General features: G+C 67.2%; 15 protein-coding genes. 9 read left to right on the top strand and 6 right to left on the bottom strand.

Annotated features, from left to right (window positions below):
- Positions 1-147 precede the first annotated feature (147 nt).
- Both ACS0OT_RS05915 and ACS0OT_RS05920 read left to right on the top strand, forming a co-directional pair.
- The gene (locus ACS0OT_RS05915) at positions 148-2,397 is read left to right on the top strand and encodes a TonB-dependent siderophore receptor (RefSeq protein WP_139726913.1); all 2,250 of its coding nucleotides are present in this window, start codon (positions 148-150) and stop codon (positions 2,395-2,397) included.
- A 140-nt stretch (positions 2,398-2,537) separates the two neighbouring features.
- Positions 2,538-3,518 (top strand): cation diffusion facilitator family transporter, encoded by a 981-nt coding sequence (locus ACS0OT_RS05920; RefSeq protein ID WP_262090874.1) that lies wholly within the window; start codon positions 2,538-2,540, stop codon positions 3,516-3,518.
- A 38-nt stretch (positions 3,519-3,556) separates the two neighbouring features.
- On the opposite strand, the gene nfi is transcribed toward ACS0OT_RS05920, so the two are convergent.
- Positions 3,557-4,231 carry a deoxyribonuclease V gene (nfi, locus tag ACS0OT_RS05925; protein WP_065179783.1) on the bottom strand — a complete coding sequence of 225 codons (675 nt, stop codon included), beginning with the start codon at positions 4,229-4,231 and terminating at the stop codon, positions 3,557-3,559.
- A gap of 94 nt (positions 4,232-4,325) precedes the next feature.
- Between nfi and gpmA the strand changes: the two genes are divergently transcribed.
- The gene (gene gpmA, locus ACS0OT_RS05930) at positions 4,326-5,075 is read left to right on the top strand and encodes a 2,3-diphosphoglycerate-dependent phosphoglycerate mutase (RefSeq protein ID WP_005415787.1); all 750 of its coding nucleotides are present in this window, start codon (positions 4,326-4,328) and stop codon (positions 5,073-5,075) included.
- Positions 5,076-5,185: 110 nt separating this feature from the next.
- On the opposite strand, the gene ACS0OT_RS05935 is transcribed toward gpmA, so the two are convergent.
- On the bottom strand, positions 5,186-5,647 hold the full coding sequence (locus tag ACS0OT_RS05935) for a hypothetical protein (protein ID WP_231109140.1): 462 nt from the start codon (positions 5,645-5,647) through the stop codon (positions 5,186-5,188).
- 138 nt (positions 5,648-5,785) lie between these two features.
- On the opposite strand from ACS0OT_RS05935, the gene ACS0OT_RS05940 reads away from it, so the two are divergent.
- Positions 5,786-7,879 carry a M13 family metallopeptidase gene (locus ACS0OT_RS05940; protein WP_065179781.1) on the top strand — a complete coding sequence of 698 codons (2,094 nt, stop codon included), beginning with the start codon at positions 5,786-5,788 and terminating at the stop codon, positions 7,877-7,879.
- A 199-nt stretch (positions 7,880-8,078) separates the two neighbouring features.
- Here the strand turns inward: ACS0OT_RS05940 and ACS0OT_RS05945 are convergent, their stop codons facing one another.
- The 4 genes from ACS0OT_RS05945 to ACS0OT_RS05960 all read right to left on the bottom strand — a co-directional run bounded on the left by ACS0OT_RS05945 (position 8,079) and on the right by ACS0OT_RS05960 (position 13,855).
- Entirely contained in the window at positions 8,079-8,696 is a 618-nt protein-coding gene (locus ACS0OT_RS05945; protein WP_005415790.1) for an HD-GYP domain-containing protein, read from the bottom strand.
- Positions 8,697-8,742: 46 nt separating this feature from the next.
- Entirely contained in the window at positions 8,743-12,207 is a 3,465-nt protein-coding gene (gene mfd / locus ACS0OT_RS05950) for a transcription-repair coupling factor (RefSeq protein WP_442256085.1), read from the bottom strand.
- A 149-nt stretch (positions 12,208-12,356) separates the two neighbouring features.
- Positions 12,357-12,902, bottom strand: a complete 546-nt coding sequence (locus ACS0OT_RS05955) for a GNAT family N-acetyltransferase (protein WP_004150340.1) — start codon at positions 12,900-12,902, stop codon at positions 12,357-12,359.
- 95 nt (positions 12,903-12,997) lie between these two features.
- The gene (locus ACS0OT_RS05960) at positions 12,998-13,855 is read right to left on the bottom strand and encodes a 23S rRNA (adenine(2030)-N(6))-methyltransferase RlmJ (RefSeq protein WP_053499314.1); all 858 of its coding nucleotides are present in this window, start codon (positions 13,853-13,855) and stop codon (positions 12,998-13,000) included.
- Positions 13,856-13,890: 35 nt separating this feature from the next.
- Between ACS0OT_RS05960 and creB the strand changes: the two genes are divergently transcribed.
- The 5 genes from creB to ACS0OT_RS05985 all read left to right on the top strand — a co-directional run bounded on the left by creB (position 13,891) and on the right by ACS0OT_RS05985 (position 19,675).
- The gene (gene creB, locus ACS0OT_RS05965; protein WP_080375099.1) at positions 13,891-14,616 is read left to right on the top strand and encodes a two-component system response regulator CreB; all 726 of its coding nucleotides are present in this window, start codon (positions 13,891-13,893) and stop codon (positions 14,614-14,616) included.
- Between the two features lie 3 nt (positions 14,617-14,619).
- The gene (creC, locus tag ACS0OT_RS05970) at positions 14,620-16,080 is read left to right on the top strand and encodes a two-component system sensor histidine kinase CreC (protein WP_065177469.1); all 1,461 of its coding nucleotides are present in this window, start codon (positions 14,620-14,622) and stop codon (positions 16,078-16,080) included.
- Positions 16,081-16,161: 81 nt separating this feature from the next.
- Positions 16,162-17,481, top strand: a complete 1,320-nt coding sequence (creD, locus tag ACS0OT_RS05975) for a cell envelope integrity protein CreD (protein ID WP_065177468.1) — start codon at positions 16,162-16,164, stop codon at positions 17,479-17,481.
- A gap of 10 nt (positions 17,482-17,491) precedes the next feature.
- Positions 17,492-17,902, top strand: a complete 411-nt coding sequence (locus ACS0OT_RS05980; RefSeq protein ID WP_005415796.1) for a hypothetical protein — start codon at positions 17,492-17,494, stop codon at positions 17,900-17,902.
- Between the two features lie 180 nt (positions 17,903-18,082).
- Positions 18,083-19,675, top strand: coding sequence for a M20/M25/M40 family metallo-hydrolase (locus tag ACS0OT_RS05985; protein WP_065177467.1), 1,593 nt, complete (start codon positions 18,083-18,085; stop codon positions 19,673-19,675).
- Positions 19,676-19,702 lie beyond the last annotated feature (27 nt).

The following is a 19,702-nucleotide window of genomic DNA, read 5'->3' on the forward strand; positions in this document are numbered from 1 at the left end:
TGAACGCATTTGAGAATCACTCGCATTGATGGGAGAATGCACGCACGGATCGGGCCGCAGGCGACTGCAGCGACGCTCCGCCTCCCCCTCGTCGTTGCCTCAAGCCCTTTGCCAGAGGCCCCGTTGCCCTGCCAGAAGGTCCAGATCATGTCTCCTGCCGTTGTCCTCTCGCCGCGCCCGCTGGCGCTCGCCGTTGCCGCCCTGCTGGCGGGCAGCGCGCTGACCGCCCAGGCTGAAACCGACGCCACCGATATCGACACGGTGCACGTCACCGCCTCGCAGATTGCCCGCCAGGCGTTGGGTACCTCGACCATCACCGCCGAGGACATCGCCAGGCGCCCACCGGCCAACGACATCGCCGAACTGCTGCGCACCATGCCGGGCGTCAACCTCACCGGCAACAGCGCCTCGGGCCAGTACGGCAACAACCGCCAGATCGACCTGCGCGGCATGGGCCCGGAAAACACCCTGATCCTGGTCGACGGCAAGCGTATCGGTGCGCGCGATGCCGTGCGCATGGGGCGCAGCGGCGAGCGCAACACACGCGGCGACACCAACTGGGTGCCGGCGGAGATGATCGAGCGCATCGAAGTGCTGCGCGGACCGGCGGCGGCACGCTATGGCTCCGGTGCTTCCGGTGGCGTGGTCAACATCATCACCAAGCGCCCGACCGGCGACCTTGCCGGTGCGGTCGACCTGTACGGGCTGGTGCCTGAACACAGCGCCGAAGGTGGCAGCGAGCGCGTCGGCCTGCAGCTGAGTGGGCCGATGACCGACACGCTGTCGTTCCGCCTTTACGGCAACCTCAACAAGACCGACGCCGATTCACTCGATCTCAACCGTCAGTACGCCACCCAGCCGAACGCAGTGCCACCGGCTGGCCGCGAGGGCGTCAAGAACCGTGACGTCAACGCGCTGCTGCGCTGGGACGTGACCGCCAACCAGGTGGTCGAGTTCGAGGCGGGCACCAGCCGCCAGGGCAACATCTACGCCGGCGACCGTGCGGTCAGCACCACCGGCACTTCGACCGGCGTTGATCTGGCGGCGCTGGCCGACGGCAAGGCGGAGACCAACCGCATGTACCGCAACACCGGCGCGATCAGCCATCGTGGTCGCTGGGGCGATGTCACCTCGCGGGTGACGGCTGCGGTGGAAGCGGTGAACAACTCGCGCATCAACGAAGGCCTGGCCGGTGGCCCGGAAGGCAGCTTCAACGGCACCGACTGGTCGACCTCGCGCCTGCGCAACTACCAGCTGGACGGTGAAGTCAGCTTCCCGGCCACGCTGGGTGGTGCCGAGAACATCTGGACGCTGGGCTTTGAATACCTGGACAGCCGCCTGACCGACCCGTACTCGATGAGCCAGTCCAGCAGCAGCGGCGGTGGCATCCCGGGGCTGTCCGCTGATCGTGCGCGCGGCAAGGCCGATGCGCAGACCACGGCGGTGTTCGTGGAAGACAACATCTACCTGGGCGAGCGCTGGATCGTTACCCCGGGCCTGCGCTTCGACCACCACAGCCAGTTCGGCAACAACACCAGCCCCAGCCTCAACGCGCAGTTCCGTATCAGCGGCGACTGGGTGGTGAAGGGCGGCATTGCCCGCGCGTTCAAGGCGCCGAACCTGTACCAGTCGAATCCGGACTATCTCTACTACACCCGCGGCAACGGCTGCCCCAATGCGCTGCCGAGCCTGGGCGCCGGTTGCTACATGCGCGGCAACGCGGACCTGAAGGCGGAAACCAGCCTGAACAAGGAACTGGGCATCGAGTGGGCACCGCAGAGCGGCTGGCAGGCGTCGTTGACCTACTTCCACAACGACTACAAGGACAAGATCCAGGCCGGCTACACCCAGATCGGGCTGACCGCCGACACCAAGGGCCGCATCTTCCGCTGGGAGAACGCGCCGAAGGCGATCGTGCAGGGGCTGGAAGGCAACCTGGTCATTCCGCTGCTGGGCGAGCAGGGCGACCGCCTGAAGTGGAGCAACAACTTCACCTACATGGTGGAAAACGAGAACAAGACCACGCACCAGCCGCTGTCGGTGATCCCGAAGTACACGATCAACACCATGCTGGACTGGCAGGCCACCGACAGGCTGTCCGTGCTGCTGACCGGCACCTTCTACGGCAAGCAGGAACCGGCCACGACCAACATCAACAACGACCCGCGCTGCACCGGCAGCTGCGATGCATCGATCGCGCTGCAGGATCGTGGCGCGTACAACATCTGGGGCGTGAGCGCGCGCTACAAGGTGACCGAGACGGTCAGCTTCGGCTTCGGCGTGAACAACCTGGCCGACAAGCGCCTGTTCCGCGAGGCCAACAGCAGTGATGCCGGGGCGGCGACCTACAACGAGCCGGGCCGCGCCTACTGGGCCAGCCTGCGCTTCGGGTTCTGACCGCAGGCCGGCGTCGATCTGCAGCCCTCGCCGGGCCATGCCCGACGAGGGCTCGTGTGGCCTGCAATGTTATAAACATCGTAATAGTCTCCTCCGCCGGCACCGCGTAGCCTGCACCGCATCGCAAAGGAGCTGTTGCCATGGGCCACGACCACGATCACCTGCCATCCCAGATCCGCCACGAGAAGCCCTTGTGGTGGGCACTCGGCCTGACCACCACCTTCCTCGTCGTCGAAGTGGTGGGCGCGTTCTGGACCAACAGCCTGGCGCTGTTGTCCGACGCCGCACACATGGCCACCGATGCGCTGGCGCTGATGATCGCGCTGGTCGCGGTACGGTTGAGCCGGCGCCCGCCGGATGCGCGCCGCACCTACGGCTATGCACGGCTGGAAGCGTTGGGCGCGATGATCAACGGTGCCATGCTGTTCGTGGTCGCCGCCTACATCCTGTGGGAGGCGATCGGCCGCTTCCGCCAGCCGCAGGAGATCGCCTCCTCCGGCATGCTGGTGATCGCGGCTGCGGGCCTGGTCATCAACCTGATCTCGATGCGCCTGCTGCAGGCGGGCAGTGGCGAGAGCCTCAACGTGAAGGGCGCCTACCTGGAAGTGTGGGCCGACATGCTCGGCTCGGTGGCAGTGATTGCGGGCGCATTGTTGATCAAGTGGACCGGATGGAAACCGATCGACCCGATCCTGGCCGTGCTGATCGGCCTGTGGGTGCTGCCGCGTACCTACGTGCTGATGCGTGAGGCGATCAACGTACTGCTGGAAGGCGTGCCCAAGGGCATGGACGTGGCCAGGGTGCGCGACAGCCTGTCCGGCCACGTCGCAGTCCTGGACGTGCATGACCTGCACGTGTGGGCGCTGGCTTCCAGCACCCCGGCGCTGACCGCGCACATCGTGATGCGCGAGGGCACCGATGCCGATGCGCTGCGCCGTGAGCTGGGCGGACGCCTGCATGATGACTTCGGTATCGAGCACGTGACACTGCAGATCGAAGCGGACCACTGCGGCGAAGCCTGTGGCGGGCCGGCGCCGGCCAAGGGCGGCGGACACGAGGGCCATGAGGGCCACGACCACGGCGAGGACGCGCAGGGCCATCGTGGCCATGTGCATCGTTGATCGAAGATGACGCGCGCGCCGGGAGACGCCCGGCGCAGCTATTCGTCCCGCCGCGAGGCCAGCCGATCCGCCAGCCGGGTTGGCTCCGGCAGCCGATAGCCACGCAGGGTGTGCTGCACCCAGCCCAGCGCGGTATCGGCACTGACCCGATGGCCACCGGCCACGAACAGCGGCTTGCAGCGCACCTTGCTGCGCAGCACCCAGCCCAGTTGCTCGTCGCCATCCAGCAGCGGTGTATGCGCACCAGCTTCGGCGCCCGGTTCGACGAACCTTCCCACCAGTTTCGATTTCGCCACGCCGATGCTCGGCAGATCGGTGACCACGCCCAGATGCGCGGCGACGCCCAGCCGGCGTGGATGGCTGATGCCGTGGCCATCGACGAACACCAGGTCCGGCGTTCGTGGCAGCAGTGCCAGTGCGGCCAGCAGTGCCGGCAGCTCGCGGAAGCTGAGCAGGCCCGGGATATAGGGCATGAGTGTAGGAATCCGCGCGATCTCCTGCGCCACGGGCTGCAGCGTCCTTGCATCCAGCAGCACCGCCGCGGCGCGGGTAATGGCACCGTTGTCCTCGAATCCGACATCCAGCCCGGCCAGCCAGCGCACCTTGCGTGGCAGGCGGTCCTGGCGTTCCACGCGGCCGGCCAGCTGCAGCTGTTGCGCTCGAGCGGCGGTGACGCTGCCTTCCCAGCGCCCGGGGTCGATCACCGTATTCATTGGCTGCAGCATCGCATGCGTGGCGCCACGGCACGGTGAGCGGCCGCCGGGGCTACAATGGCGGCCTGCCTTTCCTCGCGTTGGAGACCCTGCAGTGACCCGTAGACTCGTACTGTTGCGCCATGGCCAGAGCCAGTGGAACCTGGACAACCGCTTCACCGGCTGGGTCGATGTCGACCTGACCGAGCAGGGGCGCCGGGAAGCGGCGGCCGCCGGCCGCCTGATGCGCGAGGAAGGCCTGCAGTTCGACGTCGCCCATACCTCCGTGCTCAAGCGCGCCATCCACACCCTGCAGGGGGCGCTGGCCGAGCTGGAGCAGGACTGGCTGCCGGTGAACAAGTCCTGGCGCCTCAACGAGCGCCACTACGGCGGCCTGCAGGGCCTGGACAAGGCCGAGACCGCTGCCAAGCACGGCGAAGAGCAGGTCAAGGTGTGGCGTCGTTCGTACGACATCCCGCCGCCGCCGATGGACCTGGAAGATCCGGGCCACCCGATCCATGACCGCCGTTACGCCGGCCTGGACCGCAACGCGCTGCCGGGCACCGAATCGCTGGCCACCACCCTGGACCGCGTGCTGCCGTACTGGCACGACGCCATCGCGCCGCAGCTGAAGGACGGCAAGACCGTGCTGGTCACCGCCCACGGCAACTCGCTGCGTGCGTTGTACAAGTACCTCAACAACGTCTCGCGCGAGGAAATCCTCGAGCTGAACATCCCGACCGGCATCCCGCTGCTGTTCGAACTGAACGATGACCTGACCGTGCAGTCGTTCCGCTACCTGGGCGACCCGGAAGCGGCGCGCAAGGCCGCCGAAGCCGTAGCCAACCAGGGCAAGGCGAAATAAGAAACAGAAGGCCGGCGCAAGCCGGCCCTTCTTTTTGTAGAGCCGAGCCCACGCTCGGCTGACGCTGTCGCAACCCGGTAGAGCCATTTCATTGGGGCTGCATGTGCCAGCTACGAAGGACCCAGCAGGCGCACCTTCGGCGACTGCAGCGCAGCAATGTCGATGACGTGGTCCTGGCATATCACCTGATAATGCGTGAATGGGCCCGGGTAACGGGTATCAGCGAAGGTGGCACGGCCCAGATATTCAAGGAACTTCGAATGGCTGTAGCGGCGGAACAGGTTGCCGCTCCAGGCTTCGGAGTCGTCCCAGCTCTGGTAGGACTCGTTGTGCACGGCGTAGCTGATGTAGTGGTCCCAGATCAGTTCAAACCGCTGCGAGTGGGGCACCACCTCTATCGCACGCACATCATCGATTGAACGTCCATGACCGAGCTCCACCCGGGAGGGCTTTCCGACCACCCGGCCCTCCTCGACGACCAGGCGCAGACGATTCGCTTCCGGCTCGCCAATCTCAGCAAGAAACAGAAACTCACAGGTGTCGAGGGCCAGCAGCAGCGCAGGTTCGTCCATGGTCATGAGGTCCAGTGATCGCAGAGGCCAGAGCATACCGGCGCGCGGCGGGAGCTGCGCCGTGGGCTCTGTGACCTTTGGCCGGTCCCCAATCTCACGCCCCCGGCTACCCTGTGAAATTACCCGCAGGAGAGCCTCATGAACGTCCGCAACCTGGTCCCGCTGGGCCTGACCATCGCCATCGCTGCCTCGCTGGCCGCCTGTGGCAAGAACGAAACCGCGCCGGCGGCCAGTGCCGACGCCAAGCCGGCCTTCGACCTGTCGCAGATCAAGACGCCGCTGATCTCGCTCAACAGCGCCGACCTCGATCCGGCCATTTCGGCCTGTACCGACCTCAATGGCTTCGTCAACAGCAAGTGGCTGAAGGCCAACCCGGTGCCGGGCGACCAGACCACCTGGGGCAGCTTCGAGATCCTGCGCGAGCGCTCGCTGGAAGTGCAGCACGCGCTGGTGCAGCAGGCCGCCGCCAGCCAGGCCAAGGCCGGCTCGGTGGAAGCCAAGATCGGTGACATCTGGAAGACCGGCAACGACGAGGCCAAGATCGAAGCCGCCGGCCTGGCGCCGCTGCAGCCGCAGCTGGACAAGATCACCGCGCTGAACGACACCGCCGCCATCACCCAGTACCTGCGCGACAGCCAGGCCGAAGGCAAGGGCGTGTTGTTCTCGCTGTTCGCCAATGCCGACTACAAGGATTCGGCCAACGTCATCGCCTATGTCGGCCAGGGCGGCCTGGGCCTGCCGGAGAAGGGCTATTACTTCGACGATGCGCAGGCCAAGATCCGCGACGCCTACGTGGCCTACATCGCACAGGTGCTGACCCTGTCCGGCGTGGACGCGGCGCAGGCCGCCGAGCAGGCCAAGGCCGTGATGGCCTTCGAAACCCGCCTGGCCAAGGCCTCGATGTCACGCATCGAAATGCGTGACCCGGCCAAGCGCTACAACCCGCTCAGTGCCGCCGACGCGGACAAACTGACCCCGAACTTCAGCTGGACCGCGCTGTTCGACACCCTGAAGGTACCGGCCGCGCAGAAGTTCTCGCTGGCGCAGCCGGGCTTCTTCGGTGAAATGGACAAGATGCTGGCCGATGTGCCCGCCAGCACCTGGCAGGCCTACCTGCGCTTCCACACCATCGACGATGCCGCGCCATACCTGAGCAGCCAGTTCGAGAAGGCCAACTTCGATTTCTACGGCACGACCCTGCGTGGCCAGAAGGAAATGCAGCCGCGCTGGAAGCGCGTGCTGGAGTCGGTCAACGGCGGCATGGGTGAAGCCCTGGGCCAGCTGTACGTCGACGCCGTGTTCCCGGCCGAGTCGAAGGTCGCCATGCAGCACCTGGTGGAAAACCTGTCGCAGGCGCTGAAGGCGCGCCTGGAGCAGCTGCCGTGGATGGGCGAGGAAACCAGGAAGAAGGCACTGGAAAAATGGGCCAGCTTCACCCCGAAGATCGGCTACCCGGACAAGTGGCGTGACTGGTCGGGCCTGCAGACCAACGGCGACAGCTACCTGGGCAACATGCAGGCAGCACGCGCGTTCAACTACCGCTACATGCTGGACAAGATCGGCAAGCCGGTGGACAAGACCGAGTGGGGCATGACCCCGCAGACCGTCAATGCGTACTACAACGCCACCAAGAACGAGATCGTGTTCCCGGCGGCGATCCTGCAGGCGCCGTTCTTCGACGCCAAGGCCGATCCGGCGCTGAACTACGGCGGCATCGGTGCAGTCATCGGCCATGAGATGATGCACGGCTACGACGACTCGGGCAGCCAGTTCGCCGCCAACGGCAACTTCGACAACTGGTGGACGGACGCCGACCGCAAGGCCTTCACCGAGCGTACCGACCAGCTGGTCGCCCAGTTCGACGGCTACGAGTCGGTGCCGGGCGTGTTCGTGAAGGGCAAGCTGACCCTGGGCGAGAACATCGGCGACCTGGGCGGCCTGACCGTGGCCTACGACGCGCTGCAGATGGCGCTGAAGGAAGACCCGAAGGCGAACGTCGAGGTTGACGGCCACAGCCAGGACCAGCGCTTCTTCATGAACTGGGCCACCGTGTGGCGCCGCAACTTCACCGATGGCGAGCTGCGCGTGCGCCTGAACACCGATCCGCACGCGCCGGCCAATTTCCGTGCCAACGGTGCGCCGTCGAACATGCCCTCGTTCGCTGCTGCATTCCAGTGCAAGGCGGGTGATGCGATGGTGCGCGCCGACGACAAGCGCGTGGTGATCTGGTAATCGATCACCCGTGATGCGTGGAGCGAAAGGCCCGGCGAACGCCGGGCCTTTTGTCTTCCAGGCCGGCAGCGCAGCGCCGGCTGGTAGAGTCGACTGTTAGTCGACTATCGCGCGCAGCGCGGGATTTTCGCGATCTGGACGAAGAGCAGTCGACTAACAGTCGACTCTACCGGCGGGTCGTTTCACCGTCGGGAAGATCTCAGGCCAGCGCCGGTTCCCGCTCCAGCATGCGATGGAAGCGTTGCAGCACGTACGGATCCACCAGCCCGCCGGCCTGCTCGTCGATGATCCGCAATGCGGCCTCATGCTCCATCGCATTGCGATACGGGCGCACGCTGGTCATCGCATCGTAGGCATCGGCGATGGTGACGATGCGCGCGCCCAGCGGGATGGATTCGCCGCGCAGCCCATCGGGATAGCCGCTGCCATCGAAGGCTTCGTGATGGGCGCGGATCAGCCGCGCCACCGGCAAGGCGTCGCTGCGGCCGGTGGCCAGGAAGATGTGTTCGCCGCGTACCGGATGCTCGCGCATGATCGCGCGCTCCTCATCGGTATGCCGGCGGGGTGCCAGCAGCACATCATCGGGTATGCCGATCTTGCCGATGTCATGGAAGCGCGCGGCCAGGCCGATCTGCGCACGGGCCTCGTCATCAAGATCGCAGTGCGTGGCCAGACACTGCGCGAGCAGGCCAACGCGGTCGCAGTGGTGGCGGGTATAGGCGTCGCGCATCTGCAGCGACATCGCGAGGGCATCGATCAGGCAGGCCTGCGCGTGCAGCAGGTCGGGGGCGGGTACGGCGTCAGGGAACATTGTCATCCGCCCGCACCGGGTGGGGGCCGGTGCGGGGTGTTCGGGGGGGGGATCAACCCGGGGCGAGGGTGGTCAGAAGGGCGCGGGCCGCGTTGAAGCGGTCTTCCGGCAACGGCAGCGGGTGCTTGATGCGCAGCTTGTCGGGCCCTTCCATGGCATAGAGGTTCGGTTGTTTCTGGATCAGCTGGATCACCGCCATCGGATCGATGTTCGGCTTGGACTCGAACACGATGCGGCCGCCGTTCTCGCCCAGGTCGAGCTTGCGGATGCCCAGCGTATTGGCTTTCAGCTTCAGCTCGGCGATGGCGAACAGGTGCTTGGCTGCATCCGGCAGCAGGCCGAAGCGGTCGATCATCTCCACCTGCAGTTCGCGCAGTGCATCGCTGTCGCGCGCGCTTGAAATGCGCTTGTACAGGGTCAGGCGGGTGTGCACGTCCGGCAGGTAGTCTTCCGGGATCAGTGCCGGCACATGCAGCTCGACCTCGGCGCCGCGCACTTCCTCACCGGCATCCAGGTCGGGCAGCTTGCCCTGCTTGATGCTGCGTACCGCGCGTTCCAGCAGCTCGGTATACAGGCTGAAGCCAACCTCGGCCATCTGCCCGCTCTGGTCCTCGCCAAGCAGTTCACCGGCGCCGCGGATTTCCAGATCGTGGGTGGCCAGGGTGAAGCCGGCGCCCAGCTCGTCCATCGAGGCGATCGCTTCCAGGCGCTTCTCGGCGTCGGGGGTGATCGCGCGACGGTCGGGGGTGATCAGGTAGGCGTAGGCACGGTGGTGCGAACGGCCGACGCGGCCACGCAGCTGGTGCAGCTGGGCCAGGCCGAAACGGTCGGCACGGTTGATGATGATGGTGTTGGCGTTGGGGATGTCGATGCCCGATTCGATGATCGTGGTCGACAGCAGCACGTTGAAACGCTGCTTCTGGAAATCCAGCATCACCTTTTCCAGTTCGCGCTCGGGCATCTGCCCGTGGGCGATGCCGATGCGTGCCTCCGGCACCAGCTCGGACAGCTCGCGCTGCATGCGGCCGATGCTCTCCACATCGTTGTGCAGGAAGTACAGCTGGCCACCGCGCGCGAGCTCGCGCTGGAAGGCTTCGCGCAGCAGCGCGTTGTCCCACTGGGTGATGAAGGTCTGCACCGCCAGCCGGTTCGGCGGCGGCGTGGCGATGATCGACAGGTCGCGCAGGCCGGCCATGGCCATGTTGAGCGTGCGCGGGATCGGCGTGGCGGTCAGCGTCAGCAGGTGTACGTTGGCGCGCAGCGCCTTCAGCGCCTCCTTCTGGCGCACGCCGAATCGCTGCTCCTCGTCGACGATGACCATGCCCAGGTCCTTGAACTTCACGTCAGGCTGCAGCAGGCGATGGGTGCCGACGATGACGTCGATGGTGCCAGCGGCCACCTTCTCCAGTTCGGCCTTGATTTCCTTGCTGGTCTTGAAGCGCGACAGCACTTCGACCTTCAGCGGGTAATCGGCGAAACGGTCGCGGAAGTTGCGATAATGCTGCTCGGCCAGCAGCGTGGTCGGCACCAGCACCGCCACCTGCTTGCCGGCACTGGCCGCAGCAAATGCAGCGCGCACCGCCACCTCGGTCTTGCCGAAGCCGACGTCGCCGCAGACCACGCGGTCCATCGGCTGGCTGCTGGCCAGGTCGCGCAGGGTGGCATCGATCGCAGCCAGCTGGTCGGGGGTTTCCTCGAACGGGAAACCGGCGGCGAACGGCTCGTACATCGCGCGGTCGACCTGCAGTGCCAGGCCGGCACGCGCCTGGCGGCGGGCCTGGATTTCCAGCAGTTCGGCGGCGACATCGCGCACCTTCTCGGCGGCCTTGCGCTTGGCCTTGCTCCACTGCTCGCCACCGAGCGAATGCAGCGGTGCGGTTTCCGCCGAAGCGCCGGAGTAGCGGCTGATCAGGTGCAGCTGGGCGACCGGTACATACAGGCGGTCGCCCTTGGCATATTCGATGTCGAGGAACTCGCCGGGCATGCCGCCGACGTCCATCGCGATCAGGCCACGGTAGCGGCCGACGCCATGGTCCTCGTGCACGATCGGCGCACCCTCGGTCAGCTCGCCGAGGTCGCGGATGATCGCCTCCGGCTCGCGGCCGGCACGGCGCGTGCGGCGGGTGCTGCCGGCGCGCTCGGGGAACAGCTGGCGCTCGGTCAGCACCGCGATGCGCGGGTCGTCCAGCGCGAAGCCATCTTCCAGCGGTGCCACCGCGATCGCGAAGCGCGCACCGTCGGCGAGGAAGCTGGGCAGGTCGGCCACCACCGGCGGCTTCAGTTCGGCGGCCTGCAGCACTTCCAGCAGGGCCTCGCGACGCCCGGGCGAATCGGCGGCGATCAGTACCCGGCCCGGATAGTGGCCGAGGAAGGATTTCAGCGCGTCGCCAGCGGGGGCCTCGCGCGCGGCCACCGGCAGCGGCGGCAGCGGCTGGTCACCCAGCGCGTGGGCATCGGCGATGCGCGCGTGGTCAGCCGACCACACCTCGATGCGCGGGGCATCGTTCAGGCGCTCGCGCAGCAGCTCCGGCGACAGGTACAACGCCGAAGGCGGCAGCAGCGGGCGCTCCACATCATGGCGGCGCTGCTCATAGCGGTCCGCGGTCTGCGCCCAGAACGCGACGGATGCTTCATACGCACCGGTACAGACCACCGGCAGGCTGCCGTCGGGCAGGTAGTCGAACAGGGTTGCGGTGCGTTCGAAGAACAGCGGCAGGTAGTACTCGACGCCGGCCGGGGCCAGCCCGGACTTCAGATCCTGGTACAGCGAACTGCGCCGGGTATCCACATCGAAACGCTCGCGCAGCGTGGCCAGCACGCGTGCGATGCTGGCCTCGTCCATCGGCACTTCGCGGCCGGGCAGCATGTGCACCGCCTCGACCTTGTCCAGCGAACGCTGGCTTTCCGGATCGAAGGCACGGATCGAGTCGATGTCCTCGTCCAGTAGTTCTACCCGCAGCGGCTCGTCGGCGCCCATCGGGAACACGTCGAGCAGGCCGCCGCGCACCGCGAAGTCACCCGGGTCCATCACCTGCGGCACGTTGCGGTAGCCGGCGCTTTCCAGGCGACGCTTCTCGGCTTCCAGGTCCAGGCGCTGGCCGACTTTCAGGTCGAAGCTGCCACCGATCACATAGCTGCGCGGGGCCAGCTGCTGCAGCAGGGTCTGCACCGGCACGATCACCAGGCCGCGCTTCAGCGCCGGCAGGCGGTGCAGGGCGGACAGGCGCTGCGAGATGATGTCCGGATGCGGGCTGAAGCGGTCGTACGGCAGGGTTTCCCAGTCCGGGAAGGCGACCACCGGCAGGGCCGGGTCACCGCCAAGCAGGGTCTGCAGGTCGGCTTCGAGCTGGTTGGCACCGTGGTTGTCACGGGCGATCACCAGCAGCGGGGCGTCATGCGCACGCGCGGCCTGGGCCAGGTACCAGGCCAGGGCGGTCGGCGAGGCGGGGGCGCGCCACCAGGCGCGGAGCTGGCCGGCGCGCGGCAGCGGCGGGGCGGGGTATGAGGTACGCGACATGGACCCCGGATTTTAGCAGAAGCCCGATCGAAGCCCGGTGGGTCGTGCCGGCCGTTTGCCGACGGCCTCACGTGCCGTTGGGGGAACACAATGCCGGCCAGCGGCCGGCACTACCGGGAGGTATGGCCGGGCAGGGCCCGGCGCATCCGTCAGTTGTCCAGCTCCAGCACCATCCGCACCAGGCCTTCGGCACCGGTCGGGTGCGGCACCGGCTTGAAGCCCAGCGAGGCGGCCAGCTGCTTCATCGGCTCGTTCTCGGCGGCAACGTCGCCGTACAGGCGGTCGAGGTACTTGCCGCGGCCCCACTTCACCAGCTTGCGCATCAGCTGCCGGCCCAGGCCCTGGCCAATGAGGAAGCGGCTGATCAGGATCGCGTACTCGGCTTCACGGGTACCGGGGATGATCGAGGCCCGGGCGACCGCGCCGACCACCGCTTCGCCAGCGGGCAGGGATTCGGCTGCGACCAGGGTGATCTCGGTCTTGGGATTGGGGTGGGTCAGGCGCTGGGTGGTTTCCGGTGACAGCTCGGTCACCGCCTGCAGGAAACGATCACGGATTTCTTCCGGCCCGAACAGGCTGAACGCCGCTTGCAGCGGTGCGCCGTCTTCCGGGCGGATGGGGCGGATCAGCAGCTCGTGGCCGCTGGGAGCCTTGAAGATCTCATGCCAGGGCGGCATGCGGTTGCGAGTGGCCATACCGGGTGATTCCTTGGTGGTCCATCGATTGTGGCATCACCGGGGCTGCATTCCGTGAACGAAAGGCTCACGGCGGTACAGCCTCGTGAAGGCCGTTATTCGGGGGCTTTGAGCCAATCCAGGCGGGTGCTGGCTCCCGGTTCGCCCAGGTGCTGGCGCAGCGCCGGCAGGGCCGGACCGACCACGCGGTCGAACTGCCACGGCGGGTTGAGCAGCAGCATGCCGCTGCCGTTGAGGCGCAGCGGCGAGTCGTCCGGGCGCACCAGGAACTCGATCGTCATCGCCGATTTCACCGGCAGGGCGGTGGCCTTGCGCAGGAAGTGCAGGATGGTGCGGCGCTGCTTGATCGGGAACCAGACCGCACAGGTGGCCTGCGGCCAGCGTGCCAGGGTTTCGGCCAGGGCGGCCAGCACCGCCTGGTACTCGGCATCCTGGGCTTCGTAGGGCGGGTCGATCAGCACCAGGCCGCGGCCGATCTTGCTGCCGTTGAACTTCGGCGGCAGCAGCGAACGCAGCAGGGCATAGCCATCGCCCGCCCGAACGTCGACGCGGCTGTCATGGGCGAACAGGGCCTTCAGCGTGGCCGTTTCGGCTTCCTGCAGCTCACAGACCGCCATGCGGTCCTGGGGGCGCATGGCCTGCGCGCTCAGCAGCGGCGAGCCCGGATAATTGGTCAGTGCGCCCACCGGATTGTCGGCCTGCACCGCCTTCAGGTAGCGCTCGACTACCTCCGGCAGCCTGGGCTGGGCCATCAGCCGCATGATCCCGGATTCGGCCTCCAGGGTCTTGCGGCTCTCTTCGCTGGCCAGCAGGTAGCGGCCAGCACCGCCGTGGGTGTCGAGCACGAAGAACGGGCTGTCCTTGCGCTTGAAGCTGTCGATCAGGGCCAGCTGCACGATGTGTTTGAGCACGTCGGCGTGGTTGCCGGCATGGAAGGCGTGGCGATAGTTCATGGGCCGCAGTGTACGGGGCGGCGGCCGCAGCGGCTATGCTGCGCGCCATGACAGCTCCTGTTGCCCATGTCCTGGTGGTCGAGGACGAAGCCGCCATCGCCGAAACCGTGCTCTATGCGCTGCGCAGCGAGGGCTATGCCGCCAGCCACTGCCTGCTCGGTGGCGAGGCGCTGCAACGGCTGCAGGCCGGGGATATCGACGTGGTGGTGCTGGACGTGGGCCTGCCCGACCTGGGTGGCTTCGAGGTGTGCCGCCGGCTGCGCGCGCAGCCCGGGCCGGCGGCGCAGCTGCCGGTGATCTTCCTGACCGCCCGCAACGATGAAGTGGACCGCGTGCTCGGCCTGGAACTGGGCGCCGACGATTACATGACCAAGCCGTTCTCGCCGCGTGAGCTGGTGGCGCGGGTGCGTGCGCGCCTGCGTCGCGCCGCACCGGTCGCGGCAGCCCCCGGCGCCGATACGGGCTGGCAGGAACATGGTGCCTTCGCCATCGACCGTGAAGGCCGGCGCATCCGCTTCCGCGGCCACGCGCTGGACCTGACCCGCTACGAGTACGCGTTGCTGGAAGCGTTGCTGCAGCGGCCGGGTGCCATCCTCAGTCGTGCCCAGTTGATGGATCGCGGCTGGGACAGCAGCGCCGATAGTGCCGACCGTACCGTCGACACCCATGTAAAGACGTTGCGCGCCAAGCTGCGCGCAGCCGGTGCCAGCGACGACCCGATCCGCACCCACCGTGGCCTCGGCTACGCGCTGGAGGTCTAGCCGATGCGCCTGGTCCTGAAGCTGTTCCTCGGCTTCTTCCTGATCACCGGCATCGCCGCGTTCTTCGTGATGCGCGTGTTCGTCAACGAAGTGAAGCCGGGTGTGCGCCAGGCGATGGAATCGACCCTGGTCGATGCCGCCAACGTGCTGGCCGAGATGGCGGCGGCCGATGTCAAGGACGGCACCATCCGCAGCGGCAGCTTCACCCGCAACCTCGCCAAGGCGCGGCAGCGTGACCTGAAAGCGATGGTCTGGCGCTTTCCCAAGCGCTCACTGGACTACCGGGTGACCATCACCGATGCCAAGGGCATCGTCATCTACGACTCGCTGGGCCGCGACCTGGGGCGTGACAATTCGCGCTGGAACGATGTCTACCGCACCCTGCGTGGCGAGTACGGCGCCCGCTCCAGCCCGGAAGTGCCAGGCGAAGAAGGCGATACGGTGATGCATGTGGCGGCGCCGGTGTACGACCCGGCCGATGGCCGCACCCTGATCGGCGTGCTCAGCCTGGCCCAGCCCAATCGCAGCATCGATCCGTTCATTGCGGCCAGCCAGCGCGCCATCATCGAGCGCGGCGCCTGGCTGATCGGATTGTCGGCGCTGGTCGGCGTGCTGGTGACGATGTGGCTCACGACGGGCCTTGGCCAGCTCAGCCGCTATGCACGGGCGGTCAGCGCCGGCGAACCGGTGCCACCGCCGCGGCGGCGCCGCGACGAGATCGGCGACCTGGGCCAGGCACTGGAAACAATGCGCCGCAAGCTGGAGGGCAAGGCCTACGTCGAGCAGTACGTGCAGTCGCTGACGCATGAAATGAAAAGCCCGTTGGCGGCGATCCGCGGTGCCGCCGAGCTGCTGCAGGAGCCGCTGCCGGAGGCCGACCGCGTGCATTTCGCACGCAGCATCGTCGATCAGCAGGAGCGGCTGACCGAGACGATCGACAAGCTGCTGGCGCTGGCCGAAGTGGAACAGCACGGCTGGCTGCAGACCCGCGATCCGATCGCGCTGCCAACCTTGCTGGCCGATGCGGCGGCGGCGGCGCAGGTGCGTGCGCAGGCGGCCGGCGTGCAGGTTCGCATCGGCAGCGTGCCCGACATGCGCGTGCAGGGTGATGCCTATCTGCTGCGGCAGGCGTTGCACAACCTGATCGACAACGCCATTGCCTTCTCACCGCCCGGCGCGGACATCGCGCTGCAGGCCGAGGTGGACGGGCAGGGCGTGCGCCTGCAGGTAGCGGATCGCGGCGCCGGCATTCCCGACTACGCGCGCGAACGGGTGTTCGAACGCTTCTATTCGCTGGCCCGCCCCGGCAGCGGCCGGCGCAGTTCCGGCCTGGGCCTGCCGTTCGTGCAGGAAGTGGCTCGCCTGCATGACGGACGCGCCAGCCTCGACGCCCGCGATGGCGGTGGCACGGTGGCCAGCCTGTGGCTGCCGTTGGGTGCAGCGGGCCAGCGCCCGCGCCGCTGACTTCACACTCGCTTCAAATTCGCCACAAACCCTGCTCACCGCAGCGGTCCATCCTGCAGCCCTCTCCAACGAGGATGGACCATGAAATCCCTGAAGATGCTGCTGCGGTTCGCCATTGTCGGCGGGCTGATCCTGTTGTTGCTGGTGCCGCTGATGATGATCCGCGGGGTGATCACCGAGCGCAGCCAGTACCGCGACGAGGCCTTTGCGCGGGTGGCCGACAGCCGTGCCGGCACGCAGCAGCTGGTTGGTCCGGTGCGGGTGGTGCCGTGGGTGGAACGCAAGCAGGTTGAACTGGTTGACCCGCTGGGCGTCAAGAAGACCGAGGTGCAGGTCACCGAGGGGCACTGGCTGCAGATGCCGGCGTCGCTGGAGGTGGGCGGTGAGATGCTGCCGAGCCAGCGCGAAGTCGGCCTGTTCAAGGTGCCGGTGTACAGCTGGAACGGCCAGATGAAGGCGAGCTTCGCCGCTGACGACTATCCCGTGAAGGCAGGGCGCACGTATGGCCAGCCGTATGTGGCGGTGGGCGTTTCCGATGTGCGCGGCCTGGTCGGTACACCGAACCTGCGCGTGGATGGCAAGCAGCTGCGCCTGCTGCCGGGCGTCGGCGTGGCCAGCGAAGTTGGCCGTGGCCTGCATGCGCCGGTGGCCGGTTTCGCTGCGGATCAGGGCGGCACGCTGGCGGCCAGCACCGTTGAACTGGAGCTGCGCCTGGATGGCAGCCGCATGCTGTCGGTGGTGCCGGTGGGCGATGACACCCACATCGCGCTGCGTTCGAGCTGGCCGCATCCGTCGTTCAGCGGTGCGTTCCTGCCCAACGAGCGGCGCGTTGATGCACAGGGATTCGACGCGCGCTGGGCGGTGTCATCGCTGGCCTCCGACGCACAGCGGCAGCTGCGCAATGAAGGTTCGGTCGACTCGCAGGCGGTGACGGTGTCGCTGGTCGATCCGGTCGATACCTACACCCAGGCCGACCGTGCGTCCAAGTACGGGGTGCTGTTCGTGCTGCTGACCTTCGTCGGATTCATCCTGTTCGAGCTGATCAAGTCGCTGCGCATCCACCCGCTGCAGTACCTCATGGTCGGCCTGGCGCTGGCGATCTTCTTCCTGCTGCTGATCAGCCTGTCCGAGCACATCGCGTTCTGGAAGGCCTACCTGGTTTCGGCGGTGGCCTGTATCGGCCTGCAGGCGGTGTATCTGGCCAACGTGCTGGGCCATTGGAGGCGCGGCCTCGGCTTCGCGGCCCTGCTGACCGTGCTGTACGGCGCGCTGTATGGCCTGCTGGTGTCGGAGAACAACGCACTGCTGATGGGGTCGCTGCTGCTGTTCGTGATCCTGGCGCTTGCGATGTGGGTGACCCGCCGGGTCGACTGGTACGCGCTCGGCGCGGACCTGAAGTAAGGAGCACGCCATGGGCTGGCGCCAGGGATTGCGGCAACGGGCACGGCAGGGCATTCCGGCCCTGCTGGAAGTGGATGCGCTGCTGCAGGCACATGGCGTGCTGGCGGCCCTGCCGGGGGCGCGGATCGCCCCCGGTCTGGTCCGCTTCCAGCTGGCGGCGGTGACCTGCGAAGGATTGCAGGGGCAGGGATTGCGTTGGCTGCAGGGTGCGCGGCAGGGACGCGGCGCGGTGGCCGGGCGGGTGCCGCGCTATCGGCCATGGAAGGCCGGCGCGGAGGCATTGGCCGAGATCGGCATCGGCGGCCTTCCGGATGACTGGCCGGCACACGCGGCGGTGTACGGCTGCAGCAGCGTCGACCGGCGGCACTGGTTGCTGTTGCTGCCGGAGCGGGCGCAGTTGTGGTTGGGATGGAGCGGGTGATTCGGCTTTTGCGGGTACGAACCAAGACTCTGCTGTGGGTGCGAACCAACCACTCTCCTGTGGGTGCGAACCTCGGCTCGCACGCTTCCGCGCCGCCCATGACCGATGGGACGGTATCGCCGCGCCCCGGCTGGCTAGACTCGATGGGTTGATGATCGAGCCGAAGGGCAGGGGTGCGATGTGTTGAAGTGGGGCGTGCTGGCCGTAGCGCTGGCGATGGGTGGCAATGCAGCGGCGCAGCAGCGCGAAACGGTGGACCTGGACATGGTCAGCCGCATCCGCCAGGAGGCATTCCACCGTTCGCAGGTGATGGACACCTTCAGCTATCTCACCGAGCGCATCGGCCCGCGCCTGAGCAATTCGCCGGCGATGGGCCGCGCCAATGCGTGGACCCGCGGCAAGTTCAACGAATGGAAGCTGGACAACGTCCACGACGAAGCCTTCGATGATTTCGGCCGTGGCTGGGAATTCACCTCGGCGAGCGTGGAAATGCTGGGTGACCGCGTGCAGCCGCTGCATGCGCTGCCCAAAGCCTGGACCCGCGGTACGAAGGGCCCGGTCGAAGGCGAGCTGGTGCAGGTCGACATCAAGAAGCCCGAAGACATCGAGAAGTACCGCGGCAAGCTGCGCGGCAAGATCCTCCTGCTGGGCGAGGCACGCGAATACAAGCGGGGCACCGAGCCCGATTCGCACCGCCACGACGCGACCTCGCTCGAGGGCCTGCAGGAGTTCACCCTGCCCAAGGACAAGGACGCTACCGCCGAGCGCGCCAAGCGGGTCAAGGAGTACCAGGAACGCCAGCAGCTGGCGGCCAAGGTCAATGCGTTTTTCGTCGAAGAGGGCGCGCTGGCCTCGATCAGCATCAGCAGCTGGGACAACGGCATCATCCGCGTTGCCGGCGGCGGTTCGCGCAAGGCCGGTGAGCCGGTGGGCATCCCGGAACTGGCGATGATCAGCGAACACTTCAATCCGCTGGTGCGCGCGCTTCAGGCCAAGCAGACGGTGCGCCTGCGCGTGGATGTAGCGGCGCGCTTCACCGACGAGGCCGACCAGCCCGGCTACAACACGCTGGCCGAGATCCGCGGCAGCAGCAAGCCCGATGAAGTGGTGATGATCGGTGCGCACCTGGATTCGTGGCACAGCGGCACCGGTGCGGCCGACAACGCGGCCGGCGTGGCGGTGATGATGGAGGCGATGCGCATCCTCAAGGCCACCGGCGCCAAGCCCAAGCGCACCATCCGCGTGGCGCTGTGGAGCGGCGAGGAGCAGGGCCTGATCGGCTCGCAGGCCTACGTCGCCAAGCATTTCGGTCGCTTCCCCGAACCCACTGACGCGGCGCAGAAGGCGCTGCCGGCGTCGCTGCGCGAGCCGACCGGTGCACTGCAGAAGACCCGCGATTACAGCAAGTTCCAGGTTTACTTCAACATGGACAACGGCTCGGGCCGCTTCCGTGGCATCTACGCGCAGGAAAACCTGGCGGCGATGCCGATCTTCGAAGCCTGGCTGGCGCCGTTCCATGACGTGGGCGCCACCACCGTGGCCACCCGCAACACCGGCAGTACCGACCACATCAGCTTCGATCGCATCGGCCTGCCGGGCTTCCAGTTCATCCAGGACCGGCTGGACTACTTCACCAACGTCCACCACAGCCACCTGGACACCTGGGACCACGCCGAACCGGAAGACCTGAAGCAGGCCGCGGCCATCGTCGCTTCGTTCGCCTACAACGCCGCAATGCGCGAGCCGTCCTTCCCGCGAAAGGCAGAACCGTAAAAGGGGACGGAGGGGATTAAGTCGCAT

Source organism: Stenotrophomonas maltophilia group sp. RY12688, from assembly GCF_052149045.1.
Classification (GTDB): Bacteria; Pseudomonadota; Gammaproteobacteria; order Xanthomonadales; family Xanthomonadaceae; genus Stenotrophomonas; species Stenotrophomonas sepilia.